Below are 16,247 nucleotides of genomic sequence, written 5' to 3' on the forward strand. Positions count from 1 at the left end.
AGTGGCTGGCATGCGCAACACCATCTCCAAGCCCTCCGCCATCGCCGCCGACTACGTCGCCATCGCCGCCTTCGCCCTCCTAGCGCGTGCGGCGCACCAGTCCGACGAGATGCCCTTCAACTTCTCCGGCTGGCTGTCCACCCTGTGGCCGTTCGCCCTCGGCGTGACGCTCGGCTGGCTGATCACCCGCGAGAACAAGGGCGGGCTCATCTGGATCATCACCGTGGTCACCGGGCTGGTGATCTGGGGCATCCGCAACGGCGACGTCCCCCACTGGTCCTTCATCGTCGTGGCCACCGCGATGAGCGCGCTGCTCATGCTCGGCTGGCGCGGCTTGGCCAAGCTGGTGAAGAAGGGCTAGCCGGTTCCCACACACCGGATCTGTGGATGATCCGCCGCACCATTGGCATGGGTTATCCACAGGTCGGGCCGGGAGGGATTGACGGGCCAAATTTCGGCCGTAAGTTGACGGCCATGACATCGTTTACTGACCTCGTGGACACCCTGGCCGGCGCCGTCGACGCGCTGGCCGAGTTCGACGACCAGTACGCGATCCGCGCCGGCCTCGACCCCAACCAGGTGTCGGCATGGGCCGGCGTGCACGAGGTGTACTTCGGTGCAACCTCCTACACGCGGAAGCAGGCCCGCGCGCTGCAGCTGGCGCGGAGGTTCTCACTGCACCAGCTGGTCCTCATCGAGCGCCGGCTCAAGCGCCTCCCCGTGAAGGAGCGCTGGGCGCCACGGCTGGAGCTGCTGCAGGTGGGCGGGAACTACCGCGCGCTCGAGCAGGCGGCGCGCGACTTGCTTCCCGACGATAACCGCACCCCCGATGACGGCGTCCGGTTCTCAAAGTCGAAGAACGGGAAGCGCAAGTTCTCCGGCTCAGGCGATGAGCACGTGCTGGCTGCGCTGGAACAGCGCCTGCGCGATGGCCTGGACACGTCCCGCCCCGCGGGCCCGCAGATGTTCTCCCGGCTGGCAAAGATCCTCGAGGGCGACGCAGGGGTACAAGTTCCGGTGCCGCGCCCCATCGTGGCGGTGGCCGCCGAACAGCACGTCGCAATCCTCGCCGACAGCGGCGACGACGTGCTGCTCGGGCTCACCGACGGCACGACCATCACCGGCGCGGAGTACGTCGCCGCACTCATGGGCGAGATATTCCCGTCGGAGGTTGCGCTCGTGCACCCCTCGGCGGGTCCGGCGAACCTGTACAGAACGCAGCGCGTGGCCAACTCGAAACAGCGCGACTTGGCGCGCATTGCCACCCCGATGTGCCCCGTGCCGGGCTGCCGGGTGAGCGCTGACCTGTGCGAATTCCACCACATCCAGGCCTGGTCGCAGGGCGGGGAAACGAACCTGGCCAACCTGGTGCCGCTGTGCAGGTACCACAACCGGGTCAACCACGACGACCCGCGCCACGCAAACCGGCGCGGGCGGATCGAGCGCATCCGGGGCAGACCCGTGTGGGTCTCACCCCGCGGGCACCCGGTAGCGAACACCGTCCATCCGTACGGCGTGATGGAACTCCTTTTCCCCTCTGGCTCGGCTCCTAGAAGGTGATGCCCCAGTTGTACAGCGGGTCCTGGTTGTTGGCGAGCAGGCCGTTGACGAACCAGACCAGGTAGCTAATCGCGTCGCCGACGATGTCAAGGGTGGAAGAGAGCATGGAAATCACTTCTTTCTGTGAGTTAGAGGGGACTGATGGTGTGCTTCTTCGGCAGGTCGAACTCCTGCTTGGAGGCTAGTTGGCGAAGCGCCCGTCGTAAAGCGACGCGCGTTTCGCTAGGCGCGATCATCTGGTCGATGTACCCGCGCTCGGCGGCGACGTACGGGGAGGTCATCTCGGCGTCGTAGAAATCCATGAACATCTTCTTCATGGCCTCGCGCTGCGCCGGGTCCTCGATGGCCGCGAGCTGCTTACCTTGCAGCATCACCACCGCCGCCGCCGAGCCCATCACCGCGATTTGGGCGGTGGGCCACGCCAGGTTGATGTCGCCGTTGAGGTTCTTCGACCCCATGACCGCGTACGCGCCGCCGTAGGCTTTGCGCACCACGAGCGTCACCTTCGGCACGGTGGCCTCCACGCCCGCGAACGCGAACTTCGCGCCGCGGTGGATCAGGCCCTCGCGCTCCTGGTCCACGCCGGGAAGGTAGCCGGGCGTGTCCACGACGTAGACGATCGGGATGTTGTACGCGTCGCAGGTGCGGATGAAGCGCGCGCCCTTGTCGGCGGCGTCCGCGTCGATGCAGCCGGCCAGATGCATCGGGTTGTTCGCCACGAAGCCGACGGCGCGGCCGTCGATGCGCCCGAACGCGCAGATGAGATTTTCGGCGTAACCGGCCTGGACCTCCACGAGGTCCTCGTCGTCGCCGAGCTGGACCAGTAGGTCCATCATGTCGTAGCCAGCGTTGGTGTCGTCCGGCATGAAGGTGTCAAGCGCGGCGTCGTCGAGCTCCTCGTCCGGCTGCGCGGCCACCACGGGTGCGGCGTCGAACGCGGACGTGGGCAGGTGCGCGAGCAGGTCCTTCACGTAGTCGAAGGCGTCCTCCTCCGTGGCGACAACCGCCTGGATGTTGCCGGCCTGTTCTTGCACGCGGGCGCCGCCGAGCTCGGCGGAGGTGATGTCCTCGCCCGTGACCTCGCGGATCACGTTCGGGCCGGTGACGTACATCTCGCTCTCACCGTCGACGGCGACAACAAAGTCCGTGGTCACAGGCGCGTACACGGCGCCGCCAGCGGACTTGCCCAGCATGATGGAAATCTGCGGCACGCGCCCGGAAAGCGGCAGTTGGCGCTTGGCAATCTCGGAATACATGGCCAGCGACGTCACCGCGTCCTGGATGCGCGCGCCGCCGGAGTCCTGGATGCCAATCACCGGGCAGGAGATCTTGATGGCGAACTCCATCACCTCCGTGACCTTGCGGCCGAACGTCACGCCGACGGACCCGCCGTAGACGGTCTTGTCGTGAGCGTAGACCGCCACGGGGCGTCCGTCGATGCGCCCGTAGCCGGTGACCACGCCGTCCGAGTAAACCGCGTCCGGGTCGCCGGGGGTGCGGGCGAGGGCGCCGATTTCCACGAAGGAGCCCTCGTCCAGCAGGGCGTCGATGCGCTGGCGTGGGGTGGTGCGCCCGGCCTCATCGCGGCGTGCCCGCGAGCGCTCAGACCCGGGGTCCTGCGCCTTGTCCAGGCGCGCGCGCAGGTCCGCGAGCTTGTCAGCTGTGGTCATCGCTTCCCCTCAATCCATGCGTTCATGTGCTTACCGACGATCCCCACCGCCGGCTCATCCACCACCGCGAGGTGGTCGCCGGGCAGGTGGACGATGGTCAGGTCGCTCACGATAGCGCCCCAGCCGCCGTCCTCGTCGATGTGGGCGTAGTTCGGCTCGAGCTGGATCGCGCCGTCGTGCATGCGCTCGGAGCGGAACAGCAGCACCGGCACGGTCACGTCCGCCCAGCGGGTGAAGTCCAGGTGGTTGAGAATCTGGTTGTCCACGAAGGACGCGCGCTGGTGCTCCAGCACACCGGCGGCCAGGCCGTGCTCGGACGCGTCGGTGGTGGCCAGAAACTCGGTGAGCATCTCAAGCAGCGCGTCCTCGCCGGCGGTTTCCAGCAGCTCGTACGGCACGTCGAACTCGAGGCCGTAGGTCTCCTTCGCAAACGCAGCGTAGCGCCCCCACCGGGCCTTCGTTTCGTCCAGCGTGTCGGGGATCGGCTCCGACGGCTGCGTGGTGTCCAGCAGCGCGATGAAGTCGATCCGGTCGTTGCCCAGCTGGTGCGCGACCTCGTAGGCCAGCGCGCCGCCGAAGGACCAGCCGGCCAGGACCACCTTGCGCCCGTCCGCAATGCGCTCGATGTCCTTGACGTACGCCGCAGCGCGCTCTTCCAGCGAGCCTTCGAGGCGCTCGACGCCGTAGACCGGCACGTTCTCGTCCAAACGCCGCGCGAGCGGGGCGTACACCGACGACGACCCGCCCGCCGGGTGGAACACGAACACCGGATTGGCGGTGCCGTCGCGGAAGACACGGATGTTGCCGTCCACCGGCGTCTCCAGCCCCTCGCGCACAAGGTTCGCCAGCGGCTCAAGCGTCTCGGCCGCCAGCACGTCATCCGCGGTGACGTCGATGCCGGAGCGCTCCGTGAGGTGAGCCGCGATCTCGCCCGCTTGCTCGTTGCTAATCGACGGCAATGCCGATGTCACACCGGCAGCTGCGGCACCGGCGTACTTTGCCCACGCGCCGAAGACCATGCGCTCGGACGCGTCGCGCGGTGCGATGCCGACGCCCTTGGCCTTTTCGGCGGCCGCCGCCGGGTCGCGTGCCTCGTCGTTGTAGGGCAGCGGCTGCGGCGCGTCGCTCTTCCCTGCGACTGCGTCTTCGACGATGCGGATCACGTCGGCGACGGAGGCGTCGCGAAGCGTCTGCACCTGCAGCGGCGGGATCTGGAAGTCGTTTTCCACGCGGTTTTTGATGCGCATGCCCATGAGGGAGTCCAAGCCGAGGTCGATCAGTGGCAGCTCATCAGGAAGGTCTTCGGCGTCGTAGCCCATGGATTCGGAGACGATGTCGCGCAGGCGCTCGGCCACGGTTTCGCCGGATTCAGGGTCCCAGCGCACCGCGTCGTCCGCATCCTCGTCGACGGCGGTGGTGGCGACGGCCTCGTCGTCAAGCGGACGCTCCATCACACCTTGCACCGGGGCGCGGTCGATGGTGGAGGCGAAGCCCTCTGCGATTAGGGTGGCGCCGTCGTAGACCTTGACGGACACGCCGCCCAGCGACGACGCGGCGATGGTGGTGACCTCGCCGTCCGCTGGGAGGTAGCCGTGCTCCTCGGTGGCCACGACGCGCGCGTCGGGCGAGATCTCGGCGGCCGCGGACTCGATGAGCTGGTGCGGGCTGAACACCTGGTCCGCGGCGGTGGCGAAAGCGACCTCCCCGCCGGGAAGCGTCACGCGCGAGCCGAGCAGCGACGCGCGCGAGGACGACGGGCGCGCCGGCGTCCAGTGGTCTACCTGACGGAACACCGTCTTCGGCGCGTCGATGACCTCGCCGGCGCCGTAGAACGCGCCGAAGTCCACCGGCATGCCGTTCACGTACAGCTTCGCGGCCAGGTCCAGCAACGATTCCAGCTCGTCCACCTTGCGCTTGGTGGTGTAGAGCAGCTGCGCGTCGGCCTTGCCGGAGGCGAACGCGGTGTTCATCATGCCCATCAGCGCCACCGGGTTCGGGGTGACCTCCACGAGCGTGGTGTGCCCGGCGGCGAACGCGGCCGCGGTGGCGTCCTCGAAGTACACGGGCTGGCGGGTCATGCGCAGGAAGTACTGGTCATCGTGAACGGCCTGGCCCGGCTGGTACACCTCGCCGCGGTCCACGGAGGAAAACAGCGGCACGCGCAAAGGCCGCGCTTCAACGCCCGCGATCTCGCCGGCGAGGTCGCCCATGATCGGGTCGAGCGCGCTGGTGTGGCCGGCGCCGCGCACGTTGAGCTTGCGCGCGAACTTCTCCTCGGCCGTCAGCGCCTCCACGAGGTAGTCCACGGCCTGCGACGGGCCGCCAACCGTGGTCATGCCAGGGCCGGCGTACACAGCCGGTTCGACGCCGGCCGCCTGCTCATGCTTCTCGACGAACTCCGCCAAGCCCTCCCTGGACAATTCCACGACCGCCATGGCGCCTTCCTGGTCAGTGCCCGCAATCATGGCCTCGCCCTCACCCATGAGGCGCGCGCGTGCGGTGGCGATAAGGATGCAGTCCTCGGCGCTTAAGCCGCCTGCCCCGTACGCGGCGGCGATCTCGCCCATGGACATGCCCATCGTGGCCGCCGGGGTGATGCCTGCCGCGGCCAGGAGGTCGGTCTGCGCGATCTGGATGGCGGTGATGGTGACCTGGCCGTTTTCGGTGTCGTAGGTCAGCTCGTCGTTCTCGATGATCTCCAGCATGGACCACCCCGCCTGGAACTGCACCATCTCGTCCAGCTCACGCATGCGGCGCGCAAACAGCGGCGAGCGCGCCATGAGCTCCTTAGCCATCTTGCGGTGCTGGGAGCCGAAGCCGGAGTACACGAAGACTGGCCCCATCGGAGTAGGCGCGTCGGCGACGGCGATGCCCGGGCCGATCTTGCCGTCTGCCACCTGGCGCAGGCGCTTGACCGCCTCGTCCACGCTCGCCGCCTGCACCACGGCGGCAGAGCGTCCGTGATTGCGCGCAGCCAGGGAGCGGGCCACGGGGATCAAGTCGGCGTCGTCGCGCCCCTCGAGGAAGTCCGCGAGCACGCCGGCCGCCTCCTTGCGGCGCGACGGCAACAGGCCCGACACCGGCAGCGCGGCTACGGAAACGCCCTCGAACGCCGGCTGCGTCTCAGGCACGTTGATGGTGTAGTCCGCCGGGTCGAAGTCCGCCACGACGACGTGCGCGTTCGTGCCGCCGAAACCGAAACCGGAGATGCCGGCCACGCGGCGCCCGGAGTAGCGCGGCCACTCGCGCGGGTCCTGGACGACCTCGATGCGCTCCGCGTCGAAATCCACGTAGCGGTTGGGCTCCGTGAAGTTGATGGTCTGCGGGATCGTGTCGTGCTTGAGCGCCTCGAGCACCTTGATCATCGCCACCACGCCAGCGGCGGATTCGGAGTGGCCGATGTTGGACTTCGCCGAGCCCAAAAGCAGCGGCGACGCCACGTCGCGCCCGCGGCCGAGCACTTCGCCCAGCGCGGTGGCCTCGATCGGGTCGCCCAAGATGGTGCCCGTGCCGTGCGCCTCCACCAGGTCCACCTCGTGCGGGTCCACCCCAGCGTCGGCGTAGGCGCGGCGCAGCACGTCCACCTGCGCCTCCGGGTTCGGGGCAGTCAGGCCGTTGGAGTGACCGTCGGAATTCGTTGCCGTGCCCTTGATCACGGCCAGCACACGGTCGCCGTCGCGCACCGCGTCCTCCACGCGCTTGAGCACCACGAAGCCCGCGGCGTCGGCGCGGACGATGCCGTCGGCGTCGTCGGAGAACGCGTGGATGCGCCCGGTCGGGGAAATCACGCCAAGCTCGGAAAACGCCAGCGACGCAAACGGGTTGGCCAGGATGTTCACGCCGCCGGCGAGGGCGACGTCGGCCTCGCCGTCGCGAAGCGCGCGCACCGCGTGGTGCACCGACACGAGCGACGAGGAGCACGCCGTGTCCACGTTCATCGAGGGCCCGCGGAAGTCGAACGCGTAAGAAATGCGGTTCGGGATCACGGCCGAAGACGCGCCGGTCAGCGCGTACGGGTGCGCCTCGTTCGGGTCGGCGGCGATGAGCATGCCGTAATCGTTATTGGAGGAGCCCACGAACACGCCCACGGGCTCCCCGCGCAGCTCGCTCGGCGCCAGGCCTGCGTCTTCGAGCGCCTCCCACGCCACCTCGAGCATGATGCGCTGCTGCGGGTCCATGTTCTGCGCCTCTAACGGAGAGACGCCGAAGAACTCGTGGTCGAAGGACGCGATGCCGTCCATGTACCCGCCATCGGTGTTCTCCTCCGCCATCTTGGTGCGCACGACCGGGTCGCCCAGGTACTCGTCCCAGCGCATCGGAGGAAGGGGGCGGGTGGCGGAGCGGCCGCTGATAAGCAGCTGCCAGAACGCGTCGTTATTGGGTGCGCCCGGGAAGCGGCCGGCGGAACCCACGATCGCGATGTCGTGGGTGGCGGGAGAGCTCGCTGCTTCTCGACGCTCCACCTTCGGCACCACCCGCTCCCGCGTGAGCAGCGCCTTGGCCAGTGCCGCGATTGTCGGGTACTGGTAGGCCACGGTGGGGTCCACCCGACGGCCGAGCAGCTTCTCCAGCTCGCCGGTGAGGATCACCGCGTCGCGGGAGGCAAGGCCGTACGTCTCGAGCGGGGTGGTGGGATCCACCGAGTCCACACCCGTGGCTCGCTCGACCCACGAGGTGAGCCACTGGATCAGTTCATGCTCATTCATAACAGTCCAGACTATCGGCCAGCCCGGCCGATCCGTTACTGCGTCGCAGCGTGTTCGCGCTCGGTGAACTGCTTCGCGTTGACGCGGCGGGCGATCTTTCCGGACGTGGAACGGGCGATGCCACCCGGTGCGCGGAACTCCACGACCTCGGGGGAAATGCCGTGGTTGTTGGTCACGGCGGAGCGGATGGCATCCTCGGCCGCGGCGTCTCCTTCTTCGGTTGCGCCGTCGGCGCGCTCGGCGAGGATGATCAGGCGCTCCACGTCGTCGCCCGGCAGTGCGAAGGCGGCGACGGAGTCCTTGCGCACGTGGTCGGTGGCCTCCATCGTGGTGGCTTCGATGTCCTGCGGGTAGTGGTTTCGGCCCGCCACGACGACCAGGTCCTTCACGCGGCCGGTGATGTAGAGGTGGCCGTCCAGCACAGTGCCCAGGTCGCCGGTGGCGCACCAGTTGTCCTCCGGCAAGCCGTCCTGCAGGGTTGCGCCGATGGTGTTGCGGAACGTCGCCGCAGTCTCGTCCGGGCGGTCCAGGTAGCCGGCTGCGACGTTGTTGCCGTGCACCCAGATCTCGCCGATCTCGCCCTCCGGCAGCTCGCTGTTGGTCTCCGTGTCCACGATGGCGAGGTGCAGCCACTTCGCCGGCTGGCCGTTCGACGCCACGGGCACCCCGCCCTCTGCCGGCACGGCCTTGCCCTCAGCCAGCGCCGCGCGGTCGAACTCCACGAACTTCGGACGCTCCTCTGTGCGGTCCGTGGACACCAAGAGGGTGGTCTCCGCCAGGCCGTAGGAGGGGTGCAGCACCGTGCGGTCCAGGCCCGACTCGCCGAACGCGCCGACAAACGCTTCGACACCCGGCCTGGTCACGGGCTCGGAGCCGACCATGATGCTGTCCACCGCGGAGAAGTCGTACTCCTCCGGGTGCTCCGGTGCCGCGTAGCGGGCTGCTAGGTCGAGCGCGAAGTTGGGGATGCAGGAGTAGATGTGGACGTCCGAAGGGTCGTCGTCACGCCGCGAGAGCAGGTCCACCCAGCGCTTCGGATTCTGCAAAAAGTCGCGCGGGCCGAAGATGTCGAGGACCTGGCCGAGCACCACGCCCAGCACGGCGACGATGATGCCCATGTCGTGGTGCTGCGGCAGCCACGTGGGGATGCGCATCGGCGTCTCGAAGCGCAGCGCCTCGTTGATCTGCAGCACGTCGGTGACAAGGGCCTCGTTGGTGATCATCACACCAGCCGGGTTACGGGTGGAACCGGAGGTGTACTGCAAGAAGCAGATGGCACCCGCCGTGTCCTCGCCATCCGCCGGCGCGACGGGCTCCCACGCGGCGGCCATGGTGTCCGGCAGGGAGTCCACGGCCAAGATGCGGGGACGCTCCCGGGCGGGCAGGTCGGCGAAGAAGGCGCGCACGGCGGGCGCGCCGGTGGAGTTGGTCACCACCAGGCGCGCGTTCGCGTCGGCAAGCACGGCGCGCAGGTGCGCCTCGTGGCCAGGCTCGTTCGGGTCGTACAGCGGCACCGGCACGAGGCCGGCGTACAGCGCGCCCATGAACGCGAAGAGGTACTCCGCGGAGTTCGGCGCCATGATGGCCACGCGCTCCCCCGGCTGCCCGATCTGGCTCAGGCGGGCCGCCACGGCCTTGATGCGGGTGTTAACTTCGGTGCGGGTGAACTCACGGGCCACGCCGTCGGAGTCGTCGGTGAAGTCCCAGTCGCGGATATTCACCGCGTCGCCGCCGCCCGCGGCCAGGTGGGCCTGGTAAATCGTCTCGCTCAGGCGCGGGAGGGTGAAGTGCTTCGGTAGCGCGATGTTGCCGTTGTCGTCGAAAAACTGCGCGATGAGCTGCTGCAAATCCATACCCATGCTCCTTAGCTACGTTCTATCTGGTCCCGGATCCACGCTACCGTCCACTCCGGCACCGTGGTCCCCGGAATCACAGCCGGGTTAGTGGCGTACATGGCATGGTTGCCGTTGGCCGCAACCAGGTCGCGCGCCCGCCCGATGGCGTTGCCCACGCCCTGCGGCGCGTCGCATACGGCGTCGTCCGGGGCACAGATCTCAATCGCCCGGTCTGCCACCACGCCGAACCCGCCGGGGCGCGGACCGGTCATGGTGGCCCCCGGCGTCGCCGCGCTGACCACCCGCTGCAGGGGCTGCATCGCAATCTCGGCGCCCACGCCGGTGACGTCCGCCCCCGGGTTCACGCCCACGCCGTTTTCGCGCCGTCCGTCCGCGATCATCACCGCGCCAAGCAGCCGCTCCGGGTCGATGGGGCCGGCGTTGTTGCCAATCCGGGACGCGACATCGCCGACGATCACCGCGCCCTGGGAGAACCCGGCGATGACAAACTTCGTCGACGGGCACGTCTCCGCCACGAAGCGCAGCTCCCCCGACAGCTTTGCGGTGCCCTCGGCGCGCGAGTCGTCGTACGTCATCTCGGCGCGCCCGCGGGAAGTCTGGATGTTCCGGAACTGCGCGGTGTACGGCACCGTGAACACGCGCACCTCGTCGATGTCGTACATCTGCTGCAGCGGTGTGGTGATGGAGAGCATGAAGCTCGCCGGGTTAGCTTGCGGGTTAAACGGGTCGTCGTCCGCCGCGGACTCCCACGTCCCCGGCACGGAGGCGACCTCCACCGCCGGGCACCAGTCCGGCTCCGCGGGCGCGTCCGGCTCCGAGGACGCCGAGGCCTCGTCGGGCCGCTGCGCCGAGGGCAGCGCTCCCCCGTCCCCGGTGCGCCACTGGTAGACGCCCAAGCCGATCAGGGCCAGCACCACGATGGCGGCAGCGATGACGATGATGTTGCGAGACGAGCGCATTGCCCGCGGCTCCCTTCTGTACTGCTAGGAGCAGAGGTTGGCGCGCGCGGTGTCGTCGATGAGCGTCGCCACGCCCGCCGCGTCCATGTCGGTGCGGCGCTGCTCCACAAGTTGTCCTGCCACCGCGTCGCGGGTGATCAGGTCATCCTCGCATACCGTAGCCCCGGTTGCTGTGAGCTGATCTTCAACCCCGTCGATGTTGACTCCGTTTTCCCTGAGTCCGGCCAGGTAGGCCTCCTCTGCGGGGGTGAAGGCGCTCGCCTGCTGCGGCACCTCGGTCACCTCGCGCGCGGGCTGGTCTGAGGCGCCGCCGCCTGCCGACGAGCTCCGCTCAACCACCGTCGACGACGACGCCGTCTCGGTGGTCTCCGACGTGGACGTCGCAGTAGCGGTCTCGGTCACGTCGTCGGAGTCCACGGTGGCGCCGCCGCAGCCGGCGAGGGCGGCGGCGCTTGTGATCGTCGCTAAGCAGCCTGCAATCTTGCGCATTACCGTGTCCTCACGTTGACGCGGCCGTTAACCTGCTCGATGGTGCCGCGCTGGAAGTCGATGGTTTGACCGCCCGCGGGGATCTCCGTCATGTCCGACACCGGCCAGCCCAGCTCGCCCTGCTCCCAGCCACGCTTGCCCCACTCGTCGAAGATCGCGCCGGTGAGGATGGTGTGCGCGCCGGTGGATGCGGACCAGTAGATGTTGCCGTGTTCGAACGGCTGGAAGAACCCGCCCTTGACCGCGACTTCGTTACCCGTCGGGTACCCGAGCTGCGAGGTCGCGGTGCCGATCTGCCCGTACTTTTCGCCGATGGCGCCGTGGACGATGAAGTGCTTGCCGTCGGGGTTGCGGGTGAGGTAGCCGCCCTGGAACTTCTGCACGTAGCCGTCGCCCACCTGGTTGGCCTCTGCCACCGGGTACTTCAGGTCGCCGCGCTCGTAGCCGTTTTTGCCCCACGCGTCGAACATGTCGCGCGGGATGGCGTACGCGCCGGTCGACGGGGTCCAGTACACCGAGCCGTTCTGGAAGTGCACGAAGCGGCCCACACCGTCCGGGGTCTTGGTCTCGCCGGTGAGCGGGAAGCCCAGCCAACCGGAAGGCCCGCCGAGCCCGTTGTACTTGGCCAAGATCGCGCCGTAGAGGGCGTGCGCGCCAGTCTCCGGGGACCAGTATGCGGTGCCGCCGCGGAAGTCCTCGGCCTTGCCCTTGGTGTCTTTGCCGGCATCGTACTCGTCGTTGACGCAAGAGCCGATGATCCCGGACTTCGTCGCCTCCGCGATCGCGCCGATGGGGGTGCAGTTGGAGCCGCGGTCTCCCTCCGGCACGTTGAGCGCCTCGGCGATGTAAGGCCACGCCTGCGCCATCTCGAACTGCCAGTACTCCCACGAGTGCACGCCGGACGGGCGGAAGCGCACGATCGGCTTCACCGAGGTGCGGGAGGCGTAGTCCACAAACGTCTGGGTGGACAGGCGCGAGATTACCTCCAGGCCCACACCCGCCGGGTTCGCCTTGCCCTTCGCCACCGAATCGGGGGTGCCAAAGTCGTCGCGGCCGGAGCCTGCGGAGACGTAGACCGTCATGTCCTTGAGGTTTTCAATGCCCAGCTTCGGGTCGTGGTCGACCCAGTCCTGCGAGCCGAGCGGGCCCCACATTGCCTCAGCGCTGTAGCCGCCCGCGTCCAGCTGTGCCGCCTTGATCGCGGTGGGCATGCCGACGGTGGTGGTGTCCAGGTAGCCGGAGAAGGAGCCCACGAACTTGAACAGGTTCGGGTTGCGCTCAGCCAGGTTCATCGCGGCCGTCCCGCCCATGGAAAGGCCGACCACGGCGCGGCTGCCGTTGGAGCGGAACTCGTTGTTCAGCACCGGGATGAGCTCCTTAGTCAGGAACGTCTCCCACATGTAGTGCTTGCCGTTGCTTTCTTGCTGCCAGTCGGAGTAGAAGGAGGACTCGCCGCCGACCGGGAGGATGACGTTGACGTTCTTGTCGGCGTAGAACTGCTCGATATTCGTCTCAATGGTCCAGCCGTTTTCGTCGTCTCGCGCCCGCAGGCCGTCAAGCGCCCACACCTCGGGGAACTTCGCGGACGGGTTGGAGTGCCAGTCGCGCGCCAGGAGGATCTGCACCTGGATCGGCTCCTGTGGCATGGAGGGGGAGTTGATGAAGACGGCGACGCGGCGGCTGGTGATCCACTCGATGCGGTCCACGCTCACGCCTGCGGGCAGGCCCGGAATTTGCGGGTCGCTCTCCACCTCGATCGGCGTACGCTGTGGCGGATCGTGCGGGCGCAGGCCGTCGGAGATGCCACTGCGGGAGGACAGGCCGCCCGGCAGGCTGGACTGTGCGTGCGTGGCGGGCACCAGCGTCACGGCTAGTGTGGCGGGCAGCACCGCGGCGGCGATCCGGGTGGCGGTGGTTCGGTTTACTCGCATGAGTCTCCTACCTCGTCTGGCTACTGGTGTCACAAGAATAACGAGCAAAAGCTTAAGTTTCACTTGAAGGTTTAGTCGTGCGCGACACGCGCAGCGTTACACCCAGGCCGCACAAAACGCGAACACCGGCTACCAGTCAGCGGTAGCCGGTGTGGAAAACGAGGGTTTACCAGGCGTTCATCACATTTAGAATGCGCGGCTTGGTGGCCTCGAGCTGAGAGCCAAACTGATCCCAGTTGTGCAGGCCGGTCGGGGTGAACACCGCGGTGTGGCGCACGCCGGTGGCGTTCGCCTTCGCGGACCATGCGCGGGTGGTCGCGTTTGCAACCCCCTCCAACGCGATGCCGGCCGCCTGGTGCTCAGGCTTGTACTTCGCGTCGGCTGGGCCAGGCACTGCCGAGCCGGCGGAGACGTAGACGTCCCTGCCGCGGAGGTTACCCATGTTCAAGAACGGGTCGTTCTCGTAACGCCGGGGGTTAAACGTGCCGCCCCACATGGCGTTGACGTTGTACATCCCGCCGTCGAGAAGCGCGGCGCGCAGTGCGGTCTGACCACCCGGGATGGTGGTAGCCAGGTAGCCGGAGAAAGACAGCACCTGGCGGAACTGGTTCGGGTGCTGCGCCGCCAAGTTGATCGCGGCGGTGCCGCCCATGGACAGGCCCAGGATGGAGTTGTTGGTGGGCGAGACACCGAAGTTCCGCTGCAAGTAGGGCGGCAGCTCCTTGGTCAGGAAGGTGTCCCACTTGTAGGTCACCGGGTTGTTGAAGTCGTAGGTGGCGGGAGCGTTCCAGTCGGTGTAGAAGGAAGACTCGCCGCCGACCGGCATGACCAGCGTGATGTTGTTGTTCACAAACGTGCGGGCCGCGTTGACGTCGTTGACCCAGGCGTTGGTGATCTCGGTCGCGCGCAGGCCGTCTAGCATGTACAGACCCGCGTTGCCGCCGTTCTTGGCGGGCTGGATCTGCATGGTGATGTGGCGGTTCATCGCGGGGGACCACACGGTGCAGCGCTGCACCCAGTAGGCCACCCGGTCCCACTCGCACATGCCGGTGGAGTCGGGGCGCAGCCAGTCGCGGTTCGCCGCCGAGGCCTGTGGCGCGCCGACCACCACCGCAAGGGCGCTGGCCAAGGCCACGAGAAGCGCGGTGAGCTTACCGCGCACAGAGTTCTTGAAGTTCATACTTCCCCTCGAAACGAATTTTCAGGCAAAAGTGACGTTATCGTTATCGGAATAACATCTCAAGGCGTTACATCTCCGCGCGAACCTGCACGGGCCAGGCGATACGTTCGCCGCCCAACCCTGGGTCCTCCCCGCGGCTGATGGCGCGCTGCGTCTCTTCGTCGAGGTACACCGCCGGGTCATCGGAGAGCTGCAGCGTGCGCCCCGGGCCCACGGAGTAGCGCACGTTCTTCCAGAACCGGTCCCTGCTCATCGGCTCGCGCGAGGTGGCGAGCAGCTCCGCGATCTCGGGGCTGCGCAGCGCAGCGCGGGCTTGCTTCGCCTTTACGGTGTCGATGAACGGCGGCAGCCTGTCCAGGTCGGTGTCGGTGTCGGCCGCCTGCCACGTGAGGTCGAGCTGCTTGTCGTGCCCCACGCGCCCGTCCGGGTCGCGGGGCATCCGCGCGGCCAGCGGCGTGGCCAGGCCCACGGTGTCCAGAATGCGCACGTCGAGGGGCGCGTTCATGCTGGTCATGCCGAGGTTGATCAGGTAGGCGGTCAGCGCCAGGTTGCGCAGGTCGGTCTCCGCGGCCTCCCGGTCGCGGTAGAACCAGGCGTACGTTTCCGGGCCGGTGCTTACGCGGGCGAGGTTCAGCTGGGCCGCGCTGGCGCGTTGGCCTTCCGCTAAGGCGTCCTCCCAGTTCTGCATGAGCCTCGAGCCGAGGAAGTCCTCCGCGTAACGCGGCGGGTTGGCGGGCTCTCGGCCCACCGCGTACGCCCAGAATTCGCGCTCGTCGATGATGCGGAGTTCTTTCTCGCCGCTTTCATACGCCTGCCAATCAATGGGGTGCGCGCGCACGACGGTCACGCTCGCCCACACCACCACGGCGGTGGCCACGGCCGCGGCCGCGCGGCTGTACGGCACCGCCATTGCGGGCAGCAGCAGCGCAAACAGCGGCAGCAGCCACATGCGCGCGTGCATGAAATCGCCGCCCACGCGCAAGACGTACAAGATGTGCACGAACGCGCAGCCCGCAACTAGCAAGACGATTGCTAATCGACGCCCTCCGGTCCCCCGCAGCAGCCACCCCGCCAACGCGGCCGCCCCCAGCACCGGCAACCACAGCCAGTAGTAGCCCACGAAGTCGGCGAAGTACTCCACACCGCGCGCCCACTCGGAGTCGGACGCCGACTTGGCCACCGCGGTATGCGGGGTGATCAGGCCGTAGTAACCCATGCGGAACAGCTGGTAGGCGGCTGGGACGGGCAGCGCGGCGGCGAGGATGCCGGCGGTTTTGCGGGGGCTGTAGGCGATGAGCACGATGCCGGTCACGCCGCCGTAGAGTGCCAGCTCGGGGCGCACCAGCCAGGACATGCCGCACCAGAACGCGAGGAAGTAACCGACCTCGGGCGCGCGGTGGCGCAGCGGCCGGGCCCAGGCCACGAGCGCCGCCCACCACACCGCGATCCACAGCAGCGACAGTCCCCACTCCAAACCGGAGGTGGCGAAGTCGCGCGCGGGCGGCAGCGCGAGGTAGATGATGATGCCCAGCGGGATAACCGGCCCCACCCCACCCCAGAAACGGCCGGTGGAGTACGTGGCCAGCGCCGCCGCCGCGACGGTGCACAACAGGGCGAGCCACATGGCGACGTCTTCAAGCCGCGCCCCCGTGAGCCAGCCGAACGCTGTGATCAGGTACTGCCACAGCGTGGACGTGTTGGCCTCGACGCGCTCGCCGGCGTTGAACACCGGGCCGTTACCGGCCAGGAGGTTACGCACCGTGCGCAGGACAATGAGGCCGTCGTCGGACATCCACCGGCGGGCCCACCCGCCCCAGAATGCGAACACGCCCGCAACTGCGGCTGCGACGAGCGCGGAGAGGCGGGCGTGTGTGGTCATTGCGACGATGTTAGTGG

At 68.1% G+C, this 16,247-nt stretch carries 10 protein-coding genes; 2 read left to right on the top strand and 8 right to left on the bottom strand.

The window, feature by feature from the left end; all coding sequences use genetic code 11:
• Positions 1-10 precede the first annotated feature (10 nt).
• Both CUREI_RS10190 and CUREI_RS11710 read left to right on the top strand, forming a co-directional pair.
• Entirely contained in the window at positions 11-361 is a 351-nt protein-coding gene (locus tag CUREI_RS10190) for a DUF3054 domain-containing protein (protein WP_236627194.1), read from the top strand.
• A gap of 113 nt (positions 362-474) precedes the next feature.
• Positions 475-1,560, top strand: coding sequence for an HNH endonuclease (locus CUREI_RS11710; protein WP_051952343.1), 1,086 nt, complete (start codon positions 475-477; stop codon positions 1,558-1,560).
• A gap of 128 nt (positions 1,561-1,688) precedes the next feature.
• Here the strand turns inward: CUREI_RS11710 and CUREI_RS10200 are convergent, their stop codons facing one another.
• The 8 genes from CUREI_RS10200 to CUREI_RS10235 all read right to left on the bottom strand — a co-directional run bounded on the left by CUREI_RS10200 (position 1,689) and on the right by CUREI_RS10235 (position 16,230).
• Positions 1,689-3,230 (bottom strand): acyl-CoA carboxylase subunit beta, encoded by a 1,542-nt coding sequence (locus CUREI_RS10200; RefSeq protein WP_038613229.1) that lies wholly within the window; start codon positions 3,228-3,230, stop codon positions 1,689-1,691.
• Complete coding sequence (gene pks13, locus CUREI_RS10205; protein ID WP_038613231.1) at positions 3,227-7,936, bottom strand: polyketide synthase Pks13; 4,710 nt, start codon at positions 7,934-7,936, stop codon at positions 3,227-3,229. Before pks13 ends, CUREI_RS10200 begins: the two co-directional genes overlap by 4 nt.
• Positions 7,937-7,971: 35 nt before the next feature.
• Complete coding sequence (locus CUREI_RS10210) at positions 7,972-9,789, bottom strand: FadD32-like long-chain-fatty-acid--AMP ligase (RefSeq protein WP_038613233.1); 1,818 nt, start codon at positions 9,787-9,789, stop codon at positions 7,972-7,974.
• An 11-nt stretch (positions 9,790-9,800) separates the two neighbouring features.
• Positions 9,801-10,751, bottom strand: coding sequence for a cutinase family protein (locus CUREI_RS10215; protein WP_038613235.1), 951 nt, complete (start codon positions 10,749-10,751; stop codon positions 9,801-9,803).
• A 24-nt stretch (positions 10,752-10,775) separates the two neighbouring features.
• Positions 10,776-11,240 carry a hypothetical protein gene (locus CUREI_RS10220; protein ID WP_038613237.1) on the bottom strand — a complete coding sequence of 155 codons (465 nt, stop codon included), beginning with the start codon at positions 11,238-11,240 and terminating at the stop codon, positions 10,776-10,778.
• The gene (locus CUREI_RS10225; RefSeq protein ID WP_038613239.1) at positions 11,240-13,171 is read right to left on the bottom strand and encodes an alpha/beta hydrolase-fold protein; all 1,932 of its coding nucleotides are present in this window, start codon (positions 13,169-13,171) and stop codon (positions 11,240-11,242) included. Before CUREI_RS10225 ends, CUREI_RS10220 begins: the two co-directional genes overlap by 1 nt.
• A 166-nt stretch (positions 13,172-13,337) precedes the next feature.
• Positions 13,338-14,351 carry an alpha/beta hydrolase gene (locus CUREI_RS10230; protein WP_038613241.1) on the bottom strand — a complete coding sequence of 338 codons (1,014 nt, stop codon included), beginning with the start codon at positions 14,349-14,351 and terminating at the stop codon, positions 13,338-13,340.
• Positions 14,352-14,418: 67 nt separating this feature from the next.
• Positions 14,419-16,230, bottom strand: coding sequence for a hypothetical protein (locus CUREI_RS10235; RefSeq protein ID WP_038613243.1), 1,812 nt, complete (start codon positions 16,228-16,230; stop codon positions 14,419-14,421).
• Between the last annotated feature and the right edge of the window lie 17 nt (positions 16,231-16,247).

The sequence above is a fragment of the Corynebacterium ureicelerivorans genome, assembly GCF_000747315.1.
In the GTDB taxonomy this organism is placed as follows: domain Bacteria; phylum Actinomycetota; class Actinomycetes; order Mycobacteriales; family Mycobacteriaceae; genus Corynebacterium; species Corynebacterium mucifaciens.

What these genes read in the sequence shown, in the direction of transcription:
- CUREI_RS10215 (WP_038613235.1), bottom strand. Translation starts at nt 10,751, where the DNA reads ATGCGCTCGTCTCGCAACATCATCGTCATCGCTGCCGCCATCGTGGTG.
- pks13 (WP_038613231.1), bottom strand. Translation starts at nt 7,936, where the DNA reads ATGAATGAGCATGAACTGATCCAGTGGCTCACCTCGTGGGTCGAGCGA.
- CUREI_RS10235 (WP_038613243.1), bottom strand. Translation starts at nt 16,230, where the DNA reads ATGACCACACACGCCCGCCTCTCCGCGCTCGTCGCAGCCGCAGTTGCG.
- CUREI_RS10200 (WP_038613229.1), bottom strand. Translation starts at nt 3,230, where the DNA reads ATGACCACAGCTGACAAGCTCGCGGACCTGCGCGCGCGCCTGGACAAG.
- CUREI_RS10220 (WP_038613237.1), bottom strand. Translation starts at nt 11,240, where the DNA reads ATGCGCAAGATTGCAGGCTGCTTAGCGACGATCACAAGCGCCGCCGCC.
- CUREI_RS10230 (WP_038613241.1), bottom strand. Translation starts at nt 14,351, where the DNA reads ATGAACTTCAAGAACTCTGTGCGCGGTAAGCTCACCGCGCTTCTCGTG.
- CUREI_RS10225 (WP_038613239.1), bottom strand. Translation starts at nt 13,171, where the DNA reads ATGCGAGTAAACCGAACCACCGCCACCCGGATCGCCGCCGCGGTGCTG.
- CUREI_RS11710 (WP_051952343.1), top strand. Translation starts at nt 475, where the DNA reads ATGACATCGTTTACTGACCTCGTGGACACCCTGGCCGGCGCCGTCGAC.
- CUREI_RS10190 (WP_236627194.1), top strand. Translation starts at nt 11, where the DNA reads ATGCGCAACACCATCTCCAAGCCCTCCGCCATCGCCGCCGACTACGTC.
- CUREI_RS10210 (WP_038613233.1), bottom strand. Translation starts at nt 9,789, where the DNA reads ATGGATTTGCAGCAGCTCATCGCGCAGTTTTTCGACGACAACGGCAAC.